The sequence below is a fragment of the Nodularia spumigena CCY9414 genome (assembly GCF_000340565.2).
In the GTDB taxonomy this organism is placed as follows: domain Bacteria; phylum Cyanobacteriota; class Cyanobacteriia; order Cyanobacteriales; family Nostocaceae; genus Nodularia; species Nodularia spumigena.
On the sequence record NZ_CP007203.1, the window covers coordinates 5,278,706 to 5,300,798 of the forward strand.

Annotated in this window: 25 protein-coding genes; 7 read left to right on the top strand and 18 right to left on the bottom strand. The window is 40.8% G+C overall.

The window, feature by feature from the left end; all coding sequences use genetic code 11:
- Window positions 1-573, top strand: a 573-nt coding sequence (locus NSP_RS22835; RefSeq protein WP_193789382.1) for a transposase, incomplete at its 5' end; no start/stop codon positions are given.
- 135 nt (window positions 574-708) lie between these two features.
- Here the strand turns inward: NSP_RS22835 and NSP_RS22840 are convergent.
- The 4 genes from NSP_RS22840 to ureC form a co-directional block, all read right to left on the bottom strand.
- Window positions 709-1,809 (bottom strand): hybrid sensor histidine kinase/response regulator, encoded by a 1,101-nt coding sequence (locus tag NSP_RS22840; protein WP_006199185.1) that lies wholly within the window; start codon window positions 1,807-1,809, stop codon window positions 709-711.
- 70 nt (window positions 1,810-1,879) lie between these two features.
- Window positions 1,880-2,095 (bottom strand): hypothetical protein, encoded by a 216-nt coding sequence (locus NSP_RS22845; protein WP_006199186.1) that lies wholly within the window; start codon window positions 2,093-2,095, stop codon window positions 1,880-1,882.
- A 221-nt stretch (window positions 2,096-2,316) separates the two neighbouring features.
- Window positions 2,317-3,309, bottom strand: a complete 993-nt coding sequence (locus tag NSP_RS22850) for an RpnC/YadD family protein (protein WP_006199187.1) — start codon at window positions 3,307-3,309, stop codon at window positions 2,317-2,319.
- Window positions 3,310-5,016, bottom strand: coding sequence for an urease subunit alpha (ureC, locus tag NSP_RS22855; protein WP_006199188.1), 1,707 nt, complete (start codon window positions 5,014-5,016; stop codon window positions 3,310-3,312).
- Window positions 5,017-5,075: 59 nt separating this feature from the next.
- Between ureC and NSP_RS22860 the strand changes: the two genes are divergently transcribed.
- Complete coding sequence (locus tag NSP_RS22860) at window positions 5,076-5,450, top strand: GxxExxY protein (protein WP_017804454.1); 375 nt, start codon at window positions 5,076-5,078, stop codon at window positions 5,448-5,450.
- Between the two features lie 40 nt (window positions 5,451-5,490).
- Here the strand turns inward: NSP_RS22860 and NSP_RS22865 are convergent, their stop codons facing one another.
- From NSP_RS22865 to NSP_RS22890, 6 genes are all read right to left on the bottom strand, one after another.
- Window positions 5,491-5,796 (bottom strand): urease subunit beta, encoded by a 306-nt coding sequence (locus NSP_RS22865; protein ID WP_006194599.1) that lies wholly within the window; start codon window positions 5,794-5,796, stop codon window positions 5,491-5,493.
- A 21-nt stretch (window positions 5,797-5,817) separates the two neighbouring features.
- A complete protein-coding gene (gene ureA, locus NSP_RS22870) occupies window positions 5,818-6,120 on the bottom strand; it encodes an urease subunit gamma (RefSeq protein ID WP_006194600.1) in 303 nt (100 codons plus the stop codon).
- A gap of 42 nt (window positions 6,121-6,162) precedes the next feature.
- Window positions 6,163-7,002 (bottom strand): urease accessory protein UreD, encoded by an 840-nt coding sequence (locus tag NSP_RS22875; protein ID WP_006194601.1) that lies wholly within the window; start codon window positions 7,000-7,002, stop codon window positions 6,163-6,165.
- Between the two features lie 114 nt (window positions 7,003-7,116).
- Complete coding sequence (locus NSP_RS22880) at window positions 7,117-8,400, bottom strand: hypothetical protein (RefSeq protein ID WP_006194602.1); 1,284 nt, start codon at window positions 8,398-8,400, stop codon at window positions 7,117-7,119.
- Window positions 8,393-9,331 (bottom strand): SPL family radical SAM protein, encoded by a 939-nt coding sequence (locus tag NSP_RS22885; protein ID WP_006194603.1) that lies wholly within the window; start codon window positions 9,329-9,331, stop codon window positions 8,393-8,395. Before NSP_RS22885 ends, NSP_RS22880 begins: the two co-directional genes overlap by 8 nt.
- Before the next feature lie 192 nt (window positions 9,332-9,523).
- A complete protein-coding gene (locus NSP_RS22890; RefSeq protein ID WP_006194604.1) occupies window positions 9,524-10,330 on the bottom strand; it encodes a DUF4351 domain-containing protein in 807 nt (268 codons plus the stop codon).
- A 407-nt stretch (window positions 10,331-10,737) separates the two neighbouring features.
- Between NSP_RS22890 and NSP_RS22895 the strand changes: the two genes are divergently transcribed.
- Entirely contained in the window at window positions 10,738-11,481 is a 744-nt protein-coding gene (locus tag NSP_RS22895; protein ID WP_006194605.1) for a GTPase family protein, read from the top strand.
- A 142-nt stretch (window positions 11,482-11,623) separates the two neighbouring features.
- Entirely contained in the window at window positions 11,624-11,977 is a 354-nt protein-coding gene (locus NSP_RS22900; protein WP_006194606.1) for a hypothetical protein, read from the top strand.
- 88 nt (window positions 11,978-12,065) lie between these two features.
- Here NSP_RS22900 and groL read toward each other — a convergent pair whose 3' ends face one another.
- Both groL and groES read right to left on the bottom strand, forming a co-directional pair.
- Complete coding sequence (gene groL / locus NSP_RS22905) at window positions 12,066-13,703, bottom strand: chaperonin GroEL (protein WP_006194607.1); 1,638 nt, start codon at window positions 13,701-13,703, stop codon at window positions 12,066-12,068.
- 234 nt (window positions 13,704-13,937) lie between these two features.
- Complete coding sequence (groES, locus tag NSP_RS22915; RefSeq protein WP_006194609.1) at window positions 13,938-14,249, bottom strand: co-chaperone GroES; 312 nt, start codon at window positions 14,247-14,249, stop codon at window positions 13,938-13,940.
- A 579-nt stretch (window positions 14,250-14,828) separates the two neighbouring features.
- On the opposite strand from groES, the gene NSP_RS22920 reads away from it, so the two are divergent.
- A complete protein-coding gene (locus NSP_RS22920) occupies window positions 14,829-15,011 on the top strand; it encodes a hypothetical protein (protein WP_006194610.1) in 183 nt (60 codons plus the stop codon).
- 300 nt (window positions 15,012-15,311) lie between these two features.
- The gene (locus NSP_RS22925; RefSeq protein WP_006194611.1) at window positions 15,312-15,989 is read left to right on the top strand and encodes a response regulator transcription factor; all 678 of its coding nucleotides are present in this window, start codon (window positions 15,312-15,314) and stop codon (window positions 15,987-15,989) included.
- Between the two features lie 328 nt (window positions 15,990-16,317).
- Here the strand turns inward: NSP_RS22925 and NSP_RS22930 are convergent, their stop codons facing one another.
- From NSP_RS22930 to NSP_RS22945, 4 genes are all read right to left on the bottom strand, one after another.
- Window positions 16,318-16,611 carry a HigA family addiction module antitoxin gene (locus tag NSP_RS22930; protein ID WP_006194612.1) on the bottom strand — a complete coding sequence of 98 codons (294 nt, stop codon included), beginning with the start codon at window positions 16,609-16,611 and terminating at the stop codon, window positions 16,318-16,320.
- A gap of 11 nt (window positions 16,612-16,622) precedes the next feature.
- Entirely contained in the window at window positions 16,623-16,922 is a 300-nt protein-coding gene (locus NSP_RS22935) for a type II toxin-antitoxin system RelE/ParE family toxin (RefSeq protein ID WP_006194613.1), read from the bottom strand.
- Between the two features lie 240 nt (window positions 16,923-17,162).
- Window positions 17,163-18,554 (bottom strand): asparagine--tRNA ligase, encoded by a 1,392-nt coding sequence (asnS, locus tag NSP_RS22940; RefSeq protein ID WP_006194614.1) that lies wholly within the window; start codon window positions 18,552-18,554, stop codon window positions 17,163-17,165.
- A gap of 84 nt (window positions 18,555-18,638) precedes the next feature.
- Entirely contained in the window at window positions 18,639-19,001 is a 363-nt protein-coding gene (locus NSP_RS22945; RefSeq protein ID WP_017804456.1) for a sll0565 family protein, read from the bottom strand.
- Window positions 19,002-19,078: 77 nt separating this feature from the next.
- Between NSP_RS22945 and NSP_RS22950 the strand changes: the two genes are divergently transcribed.
- Window positions 19,079-19,375, top strand: a complete 297-nt coding sequence (locus tag NSP_RS22950; RefSeq protein ID WP_006194616.1) for a DUF6439 family protein — start codon at window positions 19,079-19,081, stop codon at window positions 19,373-19,375.
- Window positions 19,376-19,589: 214 nt separating this feature from the next.
- On the opposite strand, the gene NSP_RS22955 is transcribed toward NSP_RS22950, so the two are convergent.
- Window positions 19,590-20,042, bottom strand: coding sequence for an ATP-binding protein (locus tag NSP_RS22955; protein ID WP_006194617.1), 453 nt, complete (start codon window positions 20,040-20,042; stop codon window positions 19,590-19,592).
- A gap of 522 nt (window positions 20,043-20,564) precedes the next feature.
- Window positions 20,565-21,971, bottom strand: coding sequence for a 23S rRNA (uracil(1939)-C(5))-methyltransferase RlmD (gene rlmD, locus NSP_RS22960; protein ID WP_006194618.1), 1,407 nt, complete (start codon window positions 21,969-21,971; stop codon window positions 20,565-20,567).
- Window positions 21,972-22,093: the final 122 nt, after the last annotated feature.

Below are 22,093 nucleotides of genomic sequence, written 5' to 3' on the forward strand. Positions count from 1 at the left end.
GATATGGATATGTTAGAACTGGCTGCGGCTAGTGGAGAAATAGACCTAAAATATTTGGATGAATCAGGATTTTCAGCTTGGAGTGATTCAGGTTATACATACTATCAAAAAGGAGAACAAAAAAAGCTCGAACAAACAAAAAGACGTGGACGCAGAATCAGTATTATTGGGCTATTTCAGCCATTAATTAGCTTTATTTATGGTCTAGTAATTGGAGGAGTTAAGCGCAGTTCTTACATCAAAATGATGGAACAAGAGGCGCAAGAAGCATCTGAAAGTAAACGAATGAGAGTCATAGTTCAAGATAATGGACCAATACATTGTTGTAAAGAAGTTCAGGCATTATGGACAAAGTGGGAACAAATGGGTTTATATATGTTTTTCCTTCCTAAATATTGCTCGGAAATGAATCCAATTGAATTAGAATGGCAACATCTTAAACGAGATGAAATTGCTGGAAAAATGTTTGAGGATGAATTAGAACTAGCGTATGCAGTTATGGATGGTGTTGAAACCAGAGGTAAAAAAGGAAAACACCGGACAGAACGTACTAAATTTAACAAAGCCAATTAGGTTAACTTTTCTTTACATACCTTTAAATTTTTCTGTTAACCTACTTACTTAATAGATAAGTAATTTCTATGGGAATTATGAATTACAAATTTTCTAAGTTTTAAGTTTGATAAATCATAATTTATCATTGGTTTATTATTGTTTGATGGGTAAACTAATGTTGAAAACACTACCTTTACCTAATTCAGAATTTACCAGGATATTGCCCTGATGTGCCTCGACAATCCGGCGAGAAAGGTACAATCCCAAGCCACTACCAGAAGTTTTGTGGCTTCCCTGACGAAATCGTTCAAATAACGTTTCTATTTCTTCAGGCGGAATACCCATGCCTGTGTCAGCTATTTTTATGTTAATTGTATTACTTTGCGTTTGCGTGTTAAGCCGGATATTTATTGAGCCGGATTCTGTAAATTTGATAGCATTACCAATTAAATTTGTAAATAAACGATGCAGTTCTAAGCGATCGCCCATCATAATACATTTAGTTGTATCTCCAGACAAATCCAGTTTGATAGATAGGGCTTTGTCTTGTGCTAAGGGTGTCAGTTCCCCAACTACCTCTTTTAACAACTGCATTAAATCAACTTCTTGGAATACCAAGGTTTTGCGACCGGCTTCAAAGCGGTAAACTTCTAATAAAGTATTCACCATCGACAGCAAATTAAGATTGCTCCGAGCCATGATAGTGATTACTTCTTGCATTTGCGGCGATAAAGTTCCCAAAACCCCCTGCTGAAATAGCATCAACATCCGGTCAGCAGCTACTAAAGGTGTACGTAAATCGTGTGTGAGGCGAGAAACAAAATCTTGACGTTGACGGGCAATTTCATCACGTTCATCTATACTACGCTTCAACCGTAAGAGCGATCGCACCCTTGCTAATAATTCATCTAATGTTACGGGTTTGCGGATAAAATCATCAGCACCCAAGTCTAGCCCTTTAGCGACATTGGGCGCATCGTGGGCTGTAATCAGCAGAATGGGGATATATGGCTGAAACTTCGTATCTCCACGAATGCGTCTGGTGACTTCGTACCCATCCATTCCTGGCATCATTAAATCCAGTAATACCAAGTCACAAGGTGATTTTTCCAGTTCTACCAAGGCATCAGCACCGTTTTCTGCTGTGCTAATAATGTAGCCTTCTCCCTGCAAAATCGTTTTGATCAAAAACACATTATCAGGAGAGTCATCGACAACCAGGATTTTTTCAAAGCGAGAAGATGGGGAACTCATGGGGTAGCGATGTGTAGAAGAGTCTGTGATCTTGTGGTAATCATATTATCCTGTTGTATAAGTTTTATCGTCAATGCCATTCATCCCTGATCTGCTGTTGATACTCTAATGGGTCTTGATTCAGTTTAATGACACCAGTATATTGGTTTAAATTAAACTCTTCTTTTTGTAGTAGCTGATAAGCTGCCAAGATTTTTTCTATTTGTTGCCAATCTTGATAATCAATCAAAACTCCGACCGGATGCATAGCTTCATCGGTGACAATTTTTTTCTTAAAAGGTAACATGACTTTTCAATTCAGACAAAATGTTTAACGCTTTGATCGTAACTCTAAGAGGATGTCTGAAAACTTTTTCGTGTTGCATAAAACACCTGTAGATCCCCCTAAATCCCCCTTAAAAAGGGGGACTTTGATTAATTTTCCCCCCCTTATTAAGGGGGGTAAGGGGGGATCTGGATAAAACTGATACTTCTGAGACATCCTCTAAAACAAATGTGCATTTACACTCATTCTCTAGTAGTTAAATCATCTAAAACTTGCTGAAATTCTGCTATAGAAGAAATAGCGATCGCTCTTTTCAGCAGCATTTTCAGTACAGATGCCTCTTCTATGCCATTGATAACTGAAACAATGGAATCTGGTACTTCTCCAAAACGAGTTTCGAGAATGTCAATCACATTATCTCGACCCATTTGGATAATTCCTTGTTCAAGTCCTTGTTCAAGTCCTTGTTCAATTCCTTCTTGTTTTGCTAATCTTTCAATACTTGTTACGTACCGCATTCTACTGGACTCCTCGTAACTTTTCACTTCTGTTTTAAAACTCAGCGCTAATTCTTCTGGTAATAACATCACCCAGTCAATAAAGCGAAATAATTCCAGAACGTCTTCTCGACTGTAACCCCGTTGAAATAGCTGTCTGACTAAGCTTAACTTCCACTGTAACCGACTTTCTGGGTTTCGTTGCGTCGCTTTAGTCTTGAGATGCGCCATTACTATTATCCCAAAAGGGTTGGTAGTTTGTTCTAAAGTTTCCCATGCTTGTTCATAGTCCAAAAGTTTGGCTATGGGAAACTCTAAACTCACCCGACATCCCCCTAGTTGATAGCTGTAGTTGGAAGGTCGCCAATTCGCCTGTTCATCGGCTAAAACAGCCAAGCTAATCACTGGCTTTTTATGACGGTCAAACAAGCGGTAATTATAGGTATACATCCGTTCAGGAAATTTGCTGTCATATTGACCTTGAACCTCTACATGAACCAATACCCAAGCTTCTTGACCGTCAAGTAACCAAACTTTTGCTACTTTATCGACCCAACGCCGACCAATTTCGGCATCAGGTTCTAGTTGTTGTAATTCTGTATCCAGAAATTCATAAGGGCGTGTCCAGTCGATAGCAGCTTCAGCTAGGGGGAAAAAGAATTCTAGAAATCTGGGAAAGTATAATTCAATTACTTCTTTCCAGGGACTATCGTAATCTGTATATTGTTCTGTCATCATCTAAAACAAAAAGTATCTTTGCGCCATTGGTAAAACGGTTGCGGGTTCACAAGTTAGTAATTCACCATCAGCCCTAACTTGATAGGTTTCTGCATCTACTTCAATATGTGGTAAAGCATCATTTAGCTTCATATCTCGTTTACTGATTTGACGTGTCCCAGAAACGGCGACAGCAGATTTTTTTAAACCTAACTGGCTGGGAATTTCTCTTTCTAAAGCAGCTTGGGAAACAAAGGTTAAAGATGTGGCGTGACGCGCCCCGCCAAAACTACCAAACATCGGTCTTGTATGCACAGGCTGAGGTGTGGGAATACTAGCATTAGCATCGCCCATTTGTGACCAAGCAATCATTCCTCCTTTAATGACTATTTCTGGTTTCACACCAAAAAACGCTGGTCGCCACAAACATAAATCTGCAAGTTTACCCGCTTCCACTGAACCAACATACTGGGCAATACCATGAGTAATTGCTGGATTAATTGTGTATTTAGCAACATATCTTTTTGCCCGATTATTATCTGCAAGTCCATCTCCGGGAAGGCTTCCGCGTTGTACCTTCATTTTATGGGATGTCTGCCAAGTGCGAATTATCACTTCACCGACTCGCCCCATTGCTTGGGAATCAGAAGCAATCATACTAAATGCGCCTAAGTCGTGCAAAATATCTTCCGCAGCTATGGTTTCTCGACGAATGCGAGACTCAGCAAAAGCCACATCTTCGGGAATACTGGAATCGAGGTGATGACACACCATCAACATATCTAGATGTTCTTCTAGGGTGTTCACGGTGTAAGGGCGTGTGGGATTAGTTGAAGATGGTAAAACGTTGGCTTGTCCGCAAACCTTAATAATATCTGGTGCGTGTCCGCCCCCTGCGCCTTCGGTGTGGTAAGTATGAATAGCCCGATGTTTGAATGCTGCAATAGTATCTTCGACAAATCCGGCTTCGTTCAAAGTATCAGTATGAATTGCCACTTGCACATCATACTCATCAGCAACACTCAGACAAGTATCAATGGTAGCAGGGGTAGTTCCCCAGTCTTCATGCAGTTTTAACCCCATTGCGCCGGCTAGCACTTGTTCGACAATTCCTTGGGGTTGACTGGTGTTACCTTTACCCATAAATCCTAAGTTGACAGGGAAAGCATCAGCAGCTTGTAACATCCGGTACATATTCCAGGGGCCAGGGGTGCAGGTGGTGGCGTTTGTCCCTGTAGCGGGGCCAGTACCACCACCTAACATGGTAGTAATTCCAGAGGCGATCGCCACTTCAATTTGCTGGGGACAAATAAAATGAATATGGCTATCAATACCGCCAGCCGTGAGAATCATTCCTTCCCCTGCTAAAGCTTCAGTTCCAGGGCCAATAATAATATCTATATTGTCTTGAATATAGGGATTTCCGGCTTTACCTATTTTGAAAATTTTGCCGTCTTTAATGCCAATATCGGCTTTGACAACACCCCACCAATCGAGAATTAAAGCATTAGTAATGACTAAATCTACTGCGCCATCGGCGTTAGAAATGGGGGATTGTCCCATTCCGTCTCTGATAACTTTACCGCCACCAAATTTCACTTCGTCGCCGTAGGTGGTGAAGTCTTGTTCTACTTCGATAAATATTTCTGTGTCTGCTAATCGGATGCGATCGCCTATTGTGGGACCGTAGGTTTCTGCGTAGGCGCGGCGAGAGATTTTGTAAGGCATAATAATGATAAGATTTAAACGCAAAGGTACGCGAAGGTAAGCGCAAAGGTACGCGGAGTATGGATGAGAATGATTTGAGTGGGGCGATTATTGGTTGTGGAATGCGGGTACATACGGCGTTGGGGCCGGGTTTATTGGAGTCAGCTTATGAGGAGTGTTTGTGTTATGAGTTGAGGAAGAGGTTTAATGTCAGGAAGCAAGTTCCATTACCGCTTGTGTATGAAAAGGTGGAATTGGATTGCAGTTATCGATTGGATTTAATAGTAGAAAATAAAGTAATCATCGAAGTCAAATCTGTAGAATCACTCCAACCAATTCACTCAGTCCAACTCTTAACCTACCTCAAACTCACCAAATGTAAACTCGGTCTCCTCCTCAACTTTAACGTCCTCCAACTCAAAGAAGGAATCAAACGCGTAGTCAACAACCTCTAACTCCGCGAACCTTTGCGCTTACCTCCGCGAACCTTTGCGTTTAAATCTTCCCATTAACCCTCCCATTAAATCCATAAACTTCACGACTCCCCACCAAACCCACTAAACTCACCTCCTTCTCATCTCCTGGTTCAAACCTCACTGCTGTACCCGCAGGAATATCCAGACGCATTCCCCTCGCTTGTTCCCTCTCAAAACTCAATGCTGCATTCACTTCATAAAAATGAAAATGTGAACCGATTTGAATCGGGCGATCGCCTGTATTTCCCACCATTAACTTAATAACAAAACGACCAGCATTTAACTCAATTTCACCATTTGGAGTAATAATTTCCCCTGGAATCATATTTTTACCTTTTTGTAATAATTATCTAATCGGATTATGCACTGTCACCAACTTAGTTCCATCAGGAAAAGTTGCTTCTACCTGCACCTCATGCACCATTTCCGGGATACCCTCCATCACATCATCTCGTGATAACAGAGTAGTCCCATAACTCATCAATTCTGCGACAGTTTGTCCATCTCTCGCACCTTCCAAAATCGCCGCCGAAATATAGGCTACTGCTTCTGGATAATTCAACTTCAAACCCCTATTTTTACGCCTCTCAGCCAACAAAGCCGCCGTAAAAATCAATAACTTATCCTTTTCCTGTGGTGTCAATTGCATTCTTCTGTTCCTCTTGGCGTTCTTGGCTTCTTGGCGGTTCTTTCAAACCTGCCATACTCTGGGTACACAGCCACCACGATGTAAAAAATCCCCTCGCAGCAACTCCCAGACAACCGTAAACCAGTTTCTCACCTCAGAGGTAGAAGCACCACGATATCGACACAAAAATCCATTTTGTAACCGAGTCATACCAACTTCCCCAGAACCATCCCATAAACTCCGTGCTTTTGCCAAGAATTCGGCAGAAATATCACTTCCCACCCAAACTAGACTACCTGCTATTGGTTGTCCCGCCAAGCCGTGAGGACTGTGAAAAACTGCTTCGCTACCCGGTAAGTATTGGCGATCAATCCACAAGGGTACGCCTTGCTGCCAAATTTCCGTATGCGATCGCCATTCTCCCTGTAAAAATTTTTCGCCTCTAGCAGTCCGCCCAAATCGAGTAATTTCCCAACCTAACCAACTACCACCAGGTGCTAATTCTACCCGTAAATCTTGGCGATAAATTGCCCCGTTAAACACAATTGTTTCTTGGGGTAGCCATTCTAAACAAGCACCTGCATCAACTTGGATGTCAATATTTTGCCTAGCTTGCAGTCCGTTAGTGCCGTATATTTTACTAGCTGCGGATGTAGTAATTAATGCTTGTGCATTGGTTTGGAGGTGGATATTGGAGGATAGGCGATCGCCTCCCACCACACCCCCAGCCGTGTGTAATATGACACTATGACAAATTTCCGCACCCTCTGGATAAAATGGGCGTTGTACCTTCAGGGGGGCTTGGTTGTGACTGTAAATTAACTGGGTACTATTGAGGCGATCGGCATATACTAAATTAAGTTTACCATGCCATGTTTTATCTATTAGAGTGTTAGCAATCATTGGAATTGAGGTGAGAATGAGGTTTAAACGCAAAGGTTCGCAAAGGTAAGCGCAAAGGTTCGCGGAGTATGGATGAGTTCTGTTTACATTATTGAGGTGATAACTGCTATAAGTCTATTTTTGTGCCAAAATTACATAATCATCTAATGTATAGTTAGAGTCATACTTTTGAGAAAAATATTTATGAATAATTCGATTCATATGCAATTGCTTAGGTAAATTTTCCCTAGCAAATTTTGCGAAGTTACTAGCAGAGTAATTGATGCGAGAATCGGTAGATGTTAAATATTTATACCGTACGAGCTTTAAACCTAAATCAGACAGAAACTGGATAACGACATTTTTTTCCTGTTCTACATCGTCACTTTGTTGAGAGTTATAAAACTTAAATAATTTCTTATCCTGTATGACTAGCAGAACATAACCTTGAGAAGTTAAGCTTTTACTAATGATTTCTTTATAAATATTATGAATTTGTATTCTTTTATTTCTATCTGCAAAGAAACAGTGAGAAATGACAATAAAATCAAAAAAATCACGAGGTAAATTAGCAGCTTGATAATTCCAAGTAAACAGGTCAGCAGTTACAAAGCGAAAGTAAGTATTGATGGGAGTTAACTGGGATTCGATATATCTTCGCCAAAACTGAAGTCCTCTAAATTGAAAACCATCTTGTTGTTCTAAAGAGTAATAGGATATATGGATTGGAGGAAGATTAAAAAAGTTAAGACTACTTTTAATAAATAAAGCTAAACCATAAGCAACTGTTCCTGGACCTGAGCCAATATCAAGAATTTTCATCTGCGTCGGTAGTAATCCATCCTGATAAATTAAAAACCATGCTAAATATACACAATAGACATTTTCTAAAAAAAACTTCATAAAATAGACATGAGGAGTCAAACTAAAACTGTAGTTTGGGTCTTGTCCAATTTTTAAGTTATTAATGTCTTCTAAAGCATCTTCTAGTTTAATGGCTAACTGTTGTTCAGAAAATTTACTAAACTCTGCTTGTAGGTATTCAACCAGACTCGCTTCCAACCCATCAAATATTTCTTGATCAATCCCAGTCACCTGTAGTTTATATTCATCATGCTGGACTAAATTAAAAGTTTCATAGATAAATTTAATAAACTTTTTGTCTGGCGCTAATGTGATATTATCTGTTTGATTAGGCGCAGATGTTATTTGTTTAGTTAAATTTTCTATCTCACGTTTATAATCTTGGGAATAGCGCTCAATTTTTAGCTTATCCCTAAATAATTTCTCTATCCAAGAAAAACTTGCACCTGATTTTTGAATAACTTGCAATAACTGTATTGCTTTTTTTGTATCACCACTTTTCAAAGCCGAGTTAAATTGCTGACTACGCCACCAATTAGCAATGGGATTACTCATACCCAAAACCCTCCTTACCTTCTTTAATTTCTACACCTGGAAGTTGATTAAATAACTTCTCTTTAAATTTGAGGTAACTAAAATTTTCTGCATTATACCACCAATCATATTTTTTCTTAATTTCCTCAGCTTCTTGGCGGGTTGAAGCTATGAGGGAACGACGATGATTAGGATGAAAATCTTGAATTACCACTCTATCAGCAACAGCTAATTTACTAATAAAAGCAGCTTCATCAGTGGGGAGAGTCGGGAGTAAGGGAGTAATCGTGATCGAGATTTTGGGAACAAAGCCTTTAAAAGAGTCAATACTTTGCTTCAGTTTAATGATGGCATTTAATCGGGCTCTAACGCTAGGCGATCGCGGTTCAAAATCCCGCCTCACTGATTCACTCCCAGTCGGAATACTCATATTAATTCGCAAGCGCTGAAAACGTTGTAAATAATCAATATCTCTAGTAATAATGGGACTACGAGTTTGAATTACTAACGTTGGTGTCGGATAACCATCATCCCTCACATCTAGCATTACCTCCAACAATCTGCGAGTCAATTGATGTCGAGATTCCAGAGGTTGATAAGGATCTGTAACACTACTCATGTAAATTATGGGAGGAGTTTGAGGATGTTGCTTATACCATTTTTGTAATTCTTTAGTTAAAACTTCCGCAGCATTATCTTTAACAATTACCCATTTACCCCAATCGTCGCGCATCTGAGTATTTGGACTAAATGCAGCCGCATAACAATAACTACAACCATACTGGCAACCCCGGTAAGGATTCAGAGTAAAATCATAATCACCAATAAAACCGCTAGCTTTTGTTAGTACCGACTTAGCATTTTGTCCATAAACTTTAGTGTCTCCAAATTTTTCTCTAACTAATTTAGTCGGCTGTACGTCGCAATAACCTTCATATTTTGCTTTCGCCATTTTTAAAATTGAGTATTTAATAAGGGTGCGTTAGCCTAATGCTACACACCCTACTTTATATAATGCCCATTTTTAATTGCTGAATCAGGTATGAGATGCCAAAATTACCTTTCTTTTTCTTTGCGCCTAACGCACTTCCTGCTTTGCTGCGCTGGTGTGTGGAACAAACTCATACTCTCACTCAGCAACGCCCTAATGCTGCTGTTCTAACCAAGCTACCAAATCAGCAACTTCGGAAAAATCAAATAATGCTTCGCCCAAATCTTCTAAATTATCAGCAGATAAATTTCTTACCTGTGTCATTAAGGAATCATTAACATCACCAAAACGTTTTTTAATCTGACGACTAATCATTTTGAATGCTTCTTTTTGAACGATATCTTGATAAATTACAGATTCTTTCATAATATCCTCCCGTAAAAATTGATGAACCAAATCCTTTTCAAACCGCAAACCTGCAAGAACTTCTACACAACCTGCAATATTTTGTTGCTGTTCCCTATCTGGAATTGTAGCGATTTTTTGAGCTACTTGGGATAATAAAGTTTGTGGTGAATCAGTTCGGGTTAAAGTTGCTAAAGGTAATAATGCGGGATTATCTAAAAATATCTTTGAATCTTGTTCCCAAAGACGGACAACCTCAAATTTGTGAATAGTAGTATCATCTCGATATTCTTCAGTAAAAACGACTTCGTTATCAGTTTCCTGCAAAAATATTAACACCTGAGTCACAGGACATTTATACTGACGCTTTAACCTGACAGAATAATCAAGCATTCGGAAATTAAGAGGCGTTTTAGATTTAGGTAAAGTCTGAAATTCAATATGCAGAATTTGGTTTGCTGTTTGCAGAAAGGTTACAGAATCAGCACGAATAGGTTCAAGAGTTAATTCTGTTTTCAATACTTCAATTTGTGGCGCTTCAACCCCCAGCAACCAACGCACAAAATCAGCAGGATACTGTTCAGCCAAATATTTACAAGCGTTGTCGTAACTCAAATTTTTCTCCTTATTGTTTAGCTAATATTACATAATCATCTAATTTGTAGTGTAATAGATACTTTTGTCCAAGATACTGCTGAAGTATGAGACTCATGTGTAGTTATTTAGGTAAACTTTCTTGAGCTAATTTACCAAACTCACCACCCGATAAAGGTTTTTTAAAGCGGTAGATATTTAATATCTATACCAAACTAAGTAAATAATGAAATTAACTGTATATAAAAACCTACGTAATACGTGTTGCGTTGCGCGACAACACACCCTAAACTTGATCTATCTTTACATAGTTATAAATATTCGAGCCTACCGACTTAACTCTAATCCCATCTCATCAATAAATTGGTGAATTAAGGTTATGTATGATACTATGTTTATAGTAAAATTTCAGCTTATCCCTTAAATATATGCCAGATATGCCAGAAGAGAGTTCAGATATACCTCAACCTGTTTTGGAGAAAATATTTTCACAGATACGTCAAGTGTTTACCGAACATCCACCGACAATAGGAGTGATTGGAGTATCTGGTACGGGTAAGTCTTCAGTCATTAATACTCTCTTTGGTACAAGGCTAGATATCAGTCACACAAAGGCTTGCACTAAAGATTTTATGGCAATCGAGCTTGAGGTGATTGGTAAAAAAGCTAAAAAAGAAGGAAAGAAAACAACTTTGCGTGTTTTTGATGCCCCTGGTCTTGGTGAAGATATTGAACGAGATCCTAATTATCTTGAGATGTATCACAAGTATTTGCCCCAATGTGACGTTATACTCTATCTTATTAGTGCTAGAAATAGAGCGATCGCTCTTGATCAAAAGTACATTCAAGAGCTAAAGGCTTACTCTAACAAAATGCTCTTTGCAATTAGTCAAGTTGATTTAGTAGAACCTTGTGATTGGGCTAACTTATCACCAATTCCCTCGCAATCTCAAGATGACAATATTCAAGAAATAATTAAAGATCGAGAACCTAGAATCTCTAAGATAGTTGAGCAGGATGTTAAATTAATTCCTTTTTCATCTTACAGAGGATATAACTTAGAAGTTTTATTTAATAACATTCTATCAACCTGCAAAGATGATAGAGCATGGTTATTTGATGTAATCAAGAGTTTTAGCTATGAAGACTTTCTCCCAAGCAATATCCAGTAATTTTGGAGATAAGAAATCAGATTAAGTTGAGGAAGATTCGGATTGCTATAGATACCCGGCTCAAAAATCCTCAAAAGTCGAAGAAATATTTTTAATGTTTTTAATGTTTTGGTTTTTTTGATTAAGAGGAGAGAGGAGTAGCATGAATAATAATAATAATCCTATTGTTATTTTTTTAGGGATTTCATTTGTCACAATTACAAGTATCGGAACACTTATTGTTAGACATAAAAAACAACGTAAGCGAAACGAAAGCATAAGAAAGCTAAGGGAAATAGGAGTAGATATTGATGACGCAGAAAAAATTCATGACTATGTAGAGCGGGAAAGGGAGGCCGCTCGGGAGTCCGCTCGGGAAGGTGAAAACAGCTTTATCACATGGTTAGGAACCGCTCTAAGGATACTCGGCTTAACGGGTTATTTGCCTAATATACTGAGGATAGGAAAACAAATTTACCACTGGGTATTAGAAGTATTGAACAATATAGAGAATTAATCTCTCTTTTTCTGCGGTTCGATTTCCAAAAAAAACAGCCACCTCCATCAGGAAGCAGCTATTTTTCAATTTATGTGACTACAGAGTATTAGTAATCGAAGTCACCGCCACCCATACCACCGCCACCAGCAGGAGCGGCATCTTTAGGCTCAGGCTTGTCAACGATGATACATTCGGTTGTCAACACCATACCAGCGATAGAAGCAGCGTTTTGCAGCGCAGAACGAGTTACCTTCGCAGGGTCAACAATACCAGCTTCTAACAAATCAACGAATTCGTTGGTTGCAGCGTTGTAGCCGATGTTGAAATCTTTCTCTTTCACACGTTCAGCAATTACAGCACCATTCTGACCAGCGTTTTCAGCAATCCGCTTCAGAGGCGCAGGTAAAGCACGAACGACAATCAAAGCACCAATCAACTCTTCATCTTTGAGATTAGCTTTTGCCCAAGTTTCTAATTCAGGAGCAAGGTGAGCTAGAGTTGTACCACCGCCGGGAACAATCCCTTCTTCTACAGCAGCTTTGGTGGCGTTGATCGCGTCTTCTAGGCGTAGCTTCTTATCTTTCATTTCGGTTTCAGTGGCTGCACCCACTTTCACCACAGCTACACCACCAGAGAGTTTAGCCAGACGTTCTTGCAGCTTCTCTTTGTCGTAAGAAGATTCGGTTTCTTCCATCTGACGACGGATTTGTTCGCAACGAGCTTTTACAGGAGCTTCGTTACCTTCAGCAACAATTGTGGTTGTGTCCTTGGTAATGGTGACACGGCGAGCTTTACCCAGGCTTTCTAGCTTGGTATTTTCTAGCTTCAGACCAGCGTCTTCTGTTACCAATGTACCACCAGTTAGAACGGCGATATCTTCTAGCATCGCTTTACGGCGATCGCCAAAACCAGGAGCTTTCACAGCCGCAACATTGAGTACACCACGCAAGCGGTTAACTACCAAAGTCGCTAAAGCTTCTTTTTCAATATCTTCGGCGATAATCACCAAAGGACGACCAGAGCGAGCTACTTGCTCTAAAACTGGTACGAGGTCTTGTACTAACGCAATCTTCTTGTCAGTGATTAGCAGGTAAGGCTCATCAAAGACTGTTTCCATGCGTTCAGCATCGGTAGCGAAATAAGGAGAGATATAGCCTTTCTCAAAGCGCATACCTTCGGTTATTTCTAGCTCGGTGGTCATAGATTTCCCTTCTTCTAGGGAAATTACGCCTTCCTTGCCTACCTTGTCCATTGCTTGGGCAATCATCTGACCCACTTCTTCGTCGTTACCAGCTGAAATCGCAGCAACTTGAGCAATGGATTTAGAATCTTCTACTGGACGAGCGTGTTCAGCAATTTTCTCTACCAAGAAGGCGGAAGCTTTATCAATACCACGCTTCAAAGAAATTGCATTAGCGCCAGCAGCAACGTTGCGTAAGCCTTCCTTAACCATCGCGTGAGCCAAAACGGTGGCAGTTGTAGTACCATCGCCAGCAGCGTCATTGGTCTTGGAAGCAGCTTGACGAATCAAAGCTACGCCAGTGTTTTCAATATGGTCTTCTAGTTCGATTTCTTTGGCGATGGTTACACCGTCATTCACGATTTGGGGTGCGCCAAATTTCTTTTCTAGTACTACGTTACGACCTTTAGGGCCAAGGGTAACAGCTACGGCTTCAGCCAAGATATCAATGCCTCGTTCCAGGGCGCGACGGGCGTTTTCGTTGTAAATAATGCGTTTTGCCATATGTTTCTCAATTCAGGGAGTAAGTCAAACAATTTTGGATTTTAGATTTGCGATTTTAGATTGATGATGATTGGATTTATGAACAAGAATAGAGGCCTGGCTCAAACCACAAAAACAATTCCATGATCCAAAATCTCAAATCTAAAACTGGTGCGGTCAATCAGATTTTAAATTGGGTGTTGGGCATTGGGCGTTGGGCGTTTTTCTTCCCCACTCCCTGCTCCCTACTCCCCATTACATGACGACTGCTAAGATGTCTTTTTCTGAAAGCAGTACGTATTCTTCTGTGCCGAGCTTGATATCAGTGCCAGCGTACTTGGAGTACAACACTTTATCGCCGGTTTTGATGTCTAATTCTTGACGGCTACCGTCATCGTTACGCTTGCCAGGGCCAAGAGCGACGACTTCGCCTACTTGGGGTTTTTCCTGGGCATTATCGGGTAAAAACAGTCCACCTGCGGTCTTTTCTTCGGGGGCGCTCACTTTTACGAAAACGCGATCGCCTAGAGGTTTAACTGTGGAAACGCTTAAAGTTACAGCTGCCATAAATATTTATTTTCTTTTCTCTTAGAGTTAGCACTCTCAACTCCTGAGTGCTAATCTACCTAAAAGCAGCATACGATGGCAACGAGGACTTGAGTACGGGTTCCCGCACTAGGCGATCGCCCAATTACTTAAGTATAAATACTCAATTATTTAGATATGTCAGGTTTTGCTCAGTAAGTTACGAATATTCTTTTATCGCTAAATTTATTTGCAAAGCCGGGAAATTGTTATAGAACAGTAATCAGGGTGCCGCTCGACGAGTAACATTACAGTGATCCAGTGCCGCCGTCAAATCCCCAAAACCACTCAGTCTCTGGACGACAAAGCCGGAAGTAATTGTGTAGAAACTTGAGTAATGGCAAAAATCCAGCCACAAATTTTTATCTGTGCTGAGGAGACAGTTGCTAACTTCTGTGCAAAACAAGTTAGTCTGGGATATTGGGAATACTGCAAAAAAAACGGCGAATTCAAGAGTTAAAACTTGATCAGCCCCAAGACAGTCTCCCATTTGCATTGTTAGGAATAAAGCCAATTGCTTGCGAGTTTGTGGTTCTAGACCGATAATGGTGTTCTACCCAGATGGTGTCTGGTATTGCCTTTGCAAAACCAGAAATTATTGAGCAAATCATCCCAGAACACTTGATAGGCATCATGATGGTGGAAGAATATGCATTTTTAACCCATCTTTTGCCGCAAATTTCCCTACTTGCTTGTAAACCTTTGATAAAGGCTGAACATCCGCAGGATATGATAAAGCAGTAAGCATCTGAAAGCGCGGGTTGTTTTGAAGTTAGGGTCATCTTGAGCCAATACGTACCTCATGAATCGGAAAGATGATATTTAATCAGTGTTTTTTCACCCGCCCCTTTCAAAGCGATATATAATAGCGCATTATAAATACTATTGCTCTACGTATCCTTACCGGAAGTTTGACAATGATCTGGAAGTTTCATAGAAAGTGGTCACCACTTTTGAGACTTCCTCCAAAGCAAAGGCAAGTTAAGTAGGATAAAGGACAACATCTCAATGATCCACCATAAAGGATAACCATTCAACACCTTGATGGACCGAAGCGCGACAAGTGCCACTGCTATGAAAGAACCCAGCATGAAAGATCATAAAAGACTGCTACTGATTGATGATGACCCTAACCTCATCTTGCTGGTGAAGGATTACCTGGAATTTAGAGGCTATGAAGTCAACACCGCCGAAAATGGACGAGAAGCTCTGGAAATTCTTGAACAAGATATTCCAGATATGATCATCTGTGACGTAATGATGCCGGAAATGGACGGATATACTTTTGTAGAACAAGTCCGACAAAATGAACGCACCGGCTGGATTCCCGTACTTTTCCTCTCAGCAAAAGGACAAAGTGCAGACCGAGTTAAAGGTCTGAATAAAGGGGCTGACGTATATATGGTCAAGCCCTTTGAACCAGAAGAACTCGTAGCACAAGTAGAATCTTCACTGAAGCAAACTACTCGTTGGAAAGAACACCAAGCCAAAGGAGGAGAAAACGGTTCCCGTATTCAGGTTCCCTTTGATGTCCAGTTAACCCCCACAGAACTGAAAGTAGTACAGTTTGTGGCTAGGGGTTTAGCTAATCGGGAAATTGCTGAAGAATTAAACGTTAGTCAGCGTACAGTTGAAAGCCATGTGTCCAATATGTTGGGTAAAACCAACCTCCACAACCGCACCGAGCTAGCGCGTTGGGCGATTGAAAATCAAATGGCTTAAACCCTCGGCTAATTTCTGAAGTTCAGAGTTTTGAGTTAGAACACAGTAGCCCAAAACTCAAGCTGGTTATGGCATTTTGACTTCAGTTTGAAAGCTAATAGATTATGAATTGTGAAGCTAAATTTGGATTTTTTTAATTCAAGCTTCATAATTCATAATTCATCATACAGTCCTCAACTGCGATGTTCCAACCCGGATATCACCTAAAATTATCACTACATCACCCCACGCAAATCTCCCCTCTGGGCAACTGGAAATAACCGTAGGGTGGGCTATACCCACCCTACTGGCTTTTGCTGCTTCTTTTGACCTGACTACGTAAATAGTTTCAAGTAGCTAAAACATACGGTTTAATACTTTCTCGAATCGCTTGACCGTGTGTTTGTTCAGCTACCTTAAGTTCATAATTCTTTTGAAGATTCATCCACAGTTCAGCACCAGTGCCAAAATAATAACCTAACCTTAAAGCTGTATCGGCTGTTATCCCTCTTTGTCCATTAATGATTTCAGTAATTCTATTTTTTGGGACATTGAGTTTACGAGCTAATTCACTAGCAGTTATGCCCAGTTGATTAATTTCATCAGCCAGAATTTCTCCAGGGTGAATAGGTGGACGTGCCATATAATTCTTCTTTAGTGATAATCTACGATTTCAATGTTGAAGGGTGCAGGAGAATCATCCGGCCAATTAAAACAAATCCGCCATTTATTATTGATTCGGATACTATATTGACCCTTTCTGTCTCCTGATAAAGCTTCAAAACGATTACTTGGCAGTTGCATTAATGCTTCCTTATTAGGGGCAGCTTCTAAAATGTCTAGACGTTTATACGCCTGCCTTTCAAAAGCCTGAAACTCCTTAACCCTTTCTCCGTTTGCAAAGTCTTCCGTCCTTCTATCACGATATTTAGGGTGTTCATCTGACGGAGACATATCAAAACCAACAGCACAGCAATAACAAGAAACCAGAGTTATGGGTTACGTAACTTGTAACTCATACAATCATAGTAAGGGATAAATCTTTGTTTTGCTGCACAAACTTAGCCTAACCTTTTATTTGGGTAGGGTGCGTTATGGACTTTAGTCCTAACGCACCGATAATCTAGAATGGTGCGTTGCGCTACGCGACAACACACCCTACAAAACATAATTTTGACTTACCGAATCATTTGTCTAAAATTCAGCGCTTTGGGGTGTGCGGGGGAAGGGAATGACATCGCGGATATTTGCCATACCTGTCATAAATTGCACGAGTCTTTCAAAACCTAAGCCGAAACCAGCATGGGGAACAGTCCCATAACGGCGCAAATCCATATACCACCATAAGTCTTCTGGTTGCATTCCTTGGGCTAAAATGCGGCGTTCTAACACTTCTAGGCGTTCTTCTCTTTGCGAACCGCCTATGATTTCGCCAATTTTAGGTGCAAGAATATCCATTGCGCGGACGGTTTTTTCATCATCGTTGACACGCATATAAAAGGCTTTGATTTGGGCGGGATAATCTGTGACAATTACGGGTTTTTTAAACAGGTGTTCGGCTAAATAGCGTTCGTGTTCTGATTGCAAATCTAAACCCCAATTAACTGGATATTCAAACTTGACATCGGCTTTTTCTAATAATTTGACTGCTTCTGTATAAGTTAAGCGCTCAAATTGATTATTAATAATATTATCGGCTGTTTCTAAGACGGTTTTATCAATGCGTTGGTTGAAAAATTCCATGTCTTCTGGGCATTTTTCTAACACATATTTAAACACGTGTTTCAGAAATGCTTCGGCTAAATCCATATTCCCTTCTAGGTCACAAAATGCCATTTCTGGCTCCACCATCCAAAATTCGGCGAGGTGACGGGAGGTGTTAGAATTTTCTGCACGGAAGGTAGGGGCGAAGGTGTAGACGTTAGAAAAGGCCATGGCCATGACTTCTGCTTCTAACTGTCCACTAACGGTTAAATATGTGGGTTTACCAAAAAAGTCTTGTGTGTAATCTACCGCTTCGCTTTTTGTGCGGGGAATGTTTTTTAAATCCAAGCCGGTAACGCTGAATAGTTCTCCTGCGCCTTCGCAGTCGTTAGCTGTAATTATGGGTGTATGTACCCATAAAAAGCCTCTTTGTTGGAAAAATTCGTGAATGGCCGCAGAACAGGCGTTTCTGACTCGGAAAACTGCACCAAAGGAATTAGTGCGCGATCGCAAATGTCCAATTGTGCGTAAAAATTCAAAAGAGTGGCGTTTCTTTTGCAGAGGATAAGTTTCGGGATCAGCCTCTCCGTAGACCTTCACGGCTTGGGCTTGTAATTCAATGCGCTGTCCCTTACCTTGAGAAGCTACCAGTACCCCACTGACTTCTACAGCCGCACCTGTATTCAGTTTTTTGATGATTTCTTCGTAATCTGGCAAATCCTGATTGATGACGGCTTGCAAATTAGCTAGTGATGAACCGTCATTGACTTCTATAAAAGCAAATCCTTTTAACTCGCGTTTCGTTCTTACCCAGCCTTGAATAACGAGAGAATCATCAGGTTCACCACTCCGCAAGACTTCGGCAATTCGTCGGTTTAACATATTATATAACTGGTATTTTGTCAAGTTAAATAAGACAGATATTAAATAATATTAACATTTAATTTAATCCTGCCAAGATTGCGATTATCCAGCACAGGATTTTAATATCCAGCCTATGATAACGCCCATACCACCAAAGCGGACAGCTTGCCAAAAAGGTTTTTTCAGACTAGTCCAAGACAATAGCTGGCTTTCTAGGTTAATCTCTAAGGCTTCTAACTGCTGCTGAATCTGTTGTAATTCCGCTTTGATTTCTGGTGTCTGGTGTTTATTTTGTTGTAATTCGTGGCGATGCTGTTGCCATTGTGCCTTTTTTTGGCGATCGCTCTGAACTTCATTGTAACGTTCTTTTAAGGCGACAAGCGATCGCTCCACATCCTCTAATTCTTGCTCAAAATCCGGTTCCTGACTTTCCCCTGACGGCTGTGATTGTTTAGGCGGCTTCATTTTCAAGTAGTAAACTATGATTAAATGCTAGTCAATACTCAAAATTGTAACTTTTCTTATACTCACCAATTAAAATCATGTCTCAACCTACCCAGCTTCCTAAAACCAGTCAACTGAATGAAGTTAGCACCTTAGAACTAGCTCAAGCCTTGATGGAAAGGCTAAGTATCTCACCTAACGATTGGCATCGCCTCAAGTCTAACCGCAATGCTCGTGCTAGTGAACAAGCAGCCGCAGCCGTTTTGTATCTCGTTCAAAATCAGCCACAAGAAGCCATAGTTAGATTAGAACAAGCCGTTGGTTGGTTAGATAAGTCAATTTCCGCACCTCCTTGTGAGAGTCACGGGAAGAAGGGAGTAGGGAGTAGGGAGTAGGGAGTAGGGGGAAGAAGCAGGGGAGCAGGGAGCAGGGAGCAGGGGGGAAGAAGCAGGGGAGCAGGGAGCAGGGAGCAGGGGAGAAAGGAATTTCTCAATCCCAGTTCCCAGTTCACCACGGCGTAAATAAACCAACCATTTCAAGTCAATTAAAAGCCTATAGATTAAGTTTTTTGACTTTTGACTTTTGACTTTTGACTTCCGCCTTGCGGCCTTAGCGTCTTAAAGACAAACGGGAGCGATTTTCCATTTCTTTACAAAGCCTAAGTTCTGTACCTTTGCGATTCCACTCGACTTGATCGAAAATTTGGTGTAGAAGACATAAACCACGACCATTTTCTGACTCATCGGGTGGTAAATAATCTGTTGGTTCATCATCATCATTAGTAGATGCGGGAATAAAACCTTGTCCTTGGTCTGATATTACCCACCAATACTGATTATCTATTAAGGAAAACCGGACTACAACTGTTTTACTAGGATCAAGATTATTACCGTGTTTGGCTGCATTAACTAAAGCCTCTTGGAGTCCTAGCCTTAGTTCTGCTTGGAGTTTGGCGGGAATTTCCGCCAACAGTAAATCTAAAATTGGGCATAGATAAAGAGTTGAGGCGAAACTAATCGTACCCCAATTACGTCCAACTGGACGGAGGGAAATGGTAATCACTAGAGAAACCCCGTAGCTTTCAGTTAGCTAGACATCAGTTTGCTATTACAGGCACACTGATTTAATTTGAGGTGGTCGTGCTGCCTTCAAACTTGCGTCTTGAGATACTAAATTTTGAAAATGCTAGGGAGCATTGACTCTATTTATCAGATGAGATTGCTGATACATAAAACGGCTATAAAAGAACTGGTAATGCATTTAGTGAGCAGCTAAAAGCATTGTAATTTTTGCTAAGAGTCAGAGGTGGGTTGTTGGCACTCCTACACCTTTAAGGTGTGGGATTCTTCTTTCAATCAGCCAACTTATTTAGAGGAGTTTCCCCACCTAAACAGAGGTCGTTCTGTCCAGAAGCGTTGATTCCGGTATGCCCTACCGTATTTTTGAGTCCTTTGGTAAATTGCCGATTTTTGCTTTAGACAATCCTATTCATGTTCTTTAGAGTTGATGCAACTTTAATGTTTGTCACAAAATCGTTTTTATTTTGGGCTTAATTCAATTTTAGCATTCTTAGTATGCACTCGACTAGGAATTTGAATTTTGAGTTTTTGTTAAAGACTCAGTATTCCTATCCAAATGCGATCGCACTAGAAAGGCCACAGCTTCCACGTGGGCTGTTTGAGGAAAGAAATCAGCCGGTTGCACCCGTGTAATGGTATATTGCCCATCTTCGCATAACAATTTCAGGTCGCGGGCAAGAGTGGCTACTTTACAACTGACGTAAACTATGCGTGAAGGTTTCGATCGCAATAAAGAATCGATAACGGCGCGATCGCATCCTTTGCGGGGCGGGTCAAGTAACACTACATCTGGTACAATTCCCATTTCTGGCAGCAATTTCTCTACTGCTCCGACTTGGAATGTGACATTATTAATGTCATTGTGCTGGGCGTTGACAATTGCCTGCTGTACTGCTTCTGGTTGTAATTCTATGCCTATGGCTTGGCGGACTTGTTTGGCTAAAGGCAAAGTCAAAGTTCCCATACCACAATATGCATCAATTAGCAACTCTTGTCCTTGAAGATTGAGTTCGGATTGAATTACCTGTAATAGTGCTTCTGCGGCTTCTGTATAAACCTGGAAAAAGGTATCTGGAAGGATTTGAAATTCTAAATCAGCGAATTTTTCTCGCAGGTAAGGAACGCCAGCAATGCAACGAGTTTCAGAACCAAAAATAGCATTTGTGCGATCGCTATTGCGATTTAACGACACACCCATCAATAGGGGATAGCGCTTTAACCATTCCTGCGCTTGGGTTTCAATTCCTGGTAAATTCCAATCCTTGACAACCAAAGTCAACAACATTTCGCCAGTTCGCCGTCCAATGCGTAAACCCAGATGGCGGATTTGTCCTTGGTGTTTGCGTTCGTCGTAAATTCGCCAACCGCGCTGTTGGATGTCTTGTTTGACTTCAGCCAATAAAGGATTTAATCTTGCGTCTTGGACAGGACATTGATTTAAATTAACTAATTGATGGCTACCTTTTTGGTAGTAACCAGCCTGTACTTGACCTGTGGCGGAAATTCCCAGAGGATAAGTAGATTTATTACGATAGCCCAAAGGTGCAGATGCAGTCAGCATCGGATCTACTGGGGGATTGACAAAACCGCCAATACGTTGTAAAGCTTGGATAACTTGATTATGCTTCGCGACAAGCTGATAATTATAATCAATATGTTGCCACTGACAACCTCCACATTTATCAGCCACAATGCAACTAGGTCGCACCCGATGAGGAGAGGCTTCTAATAGCTCATGCAGTTTGCCGTGAGCGTATTTAGGTTTAACGTGTACTAAGCGTACTATAGCGCGATCGCCTGGAACCGTATCAGGAACAAAAACCACCTGTTCCTCAAAACGTCCCACACCTTCACCTGTATTACTCAGGTCAGCGATCGTAATTTCAATTAAATCACCCTGTTGTTTAGTCATTACTTATTAGTCATTAGTCATTGGTCATTGGTCATTGGTCATTAGTCATTGGGAAGTTACCGTCTTCTCCCCCCTGCTCCCTGCTCCCTGCTCCCCTGCCTCTTCCCCCCCACTCCTCATCT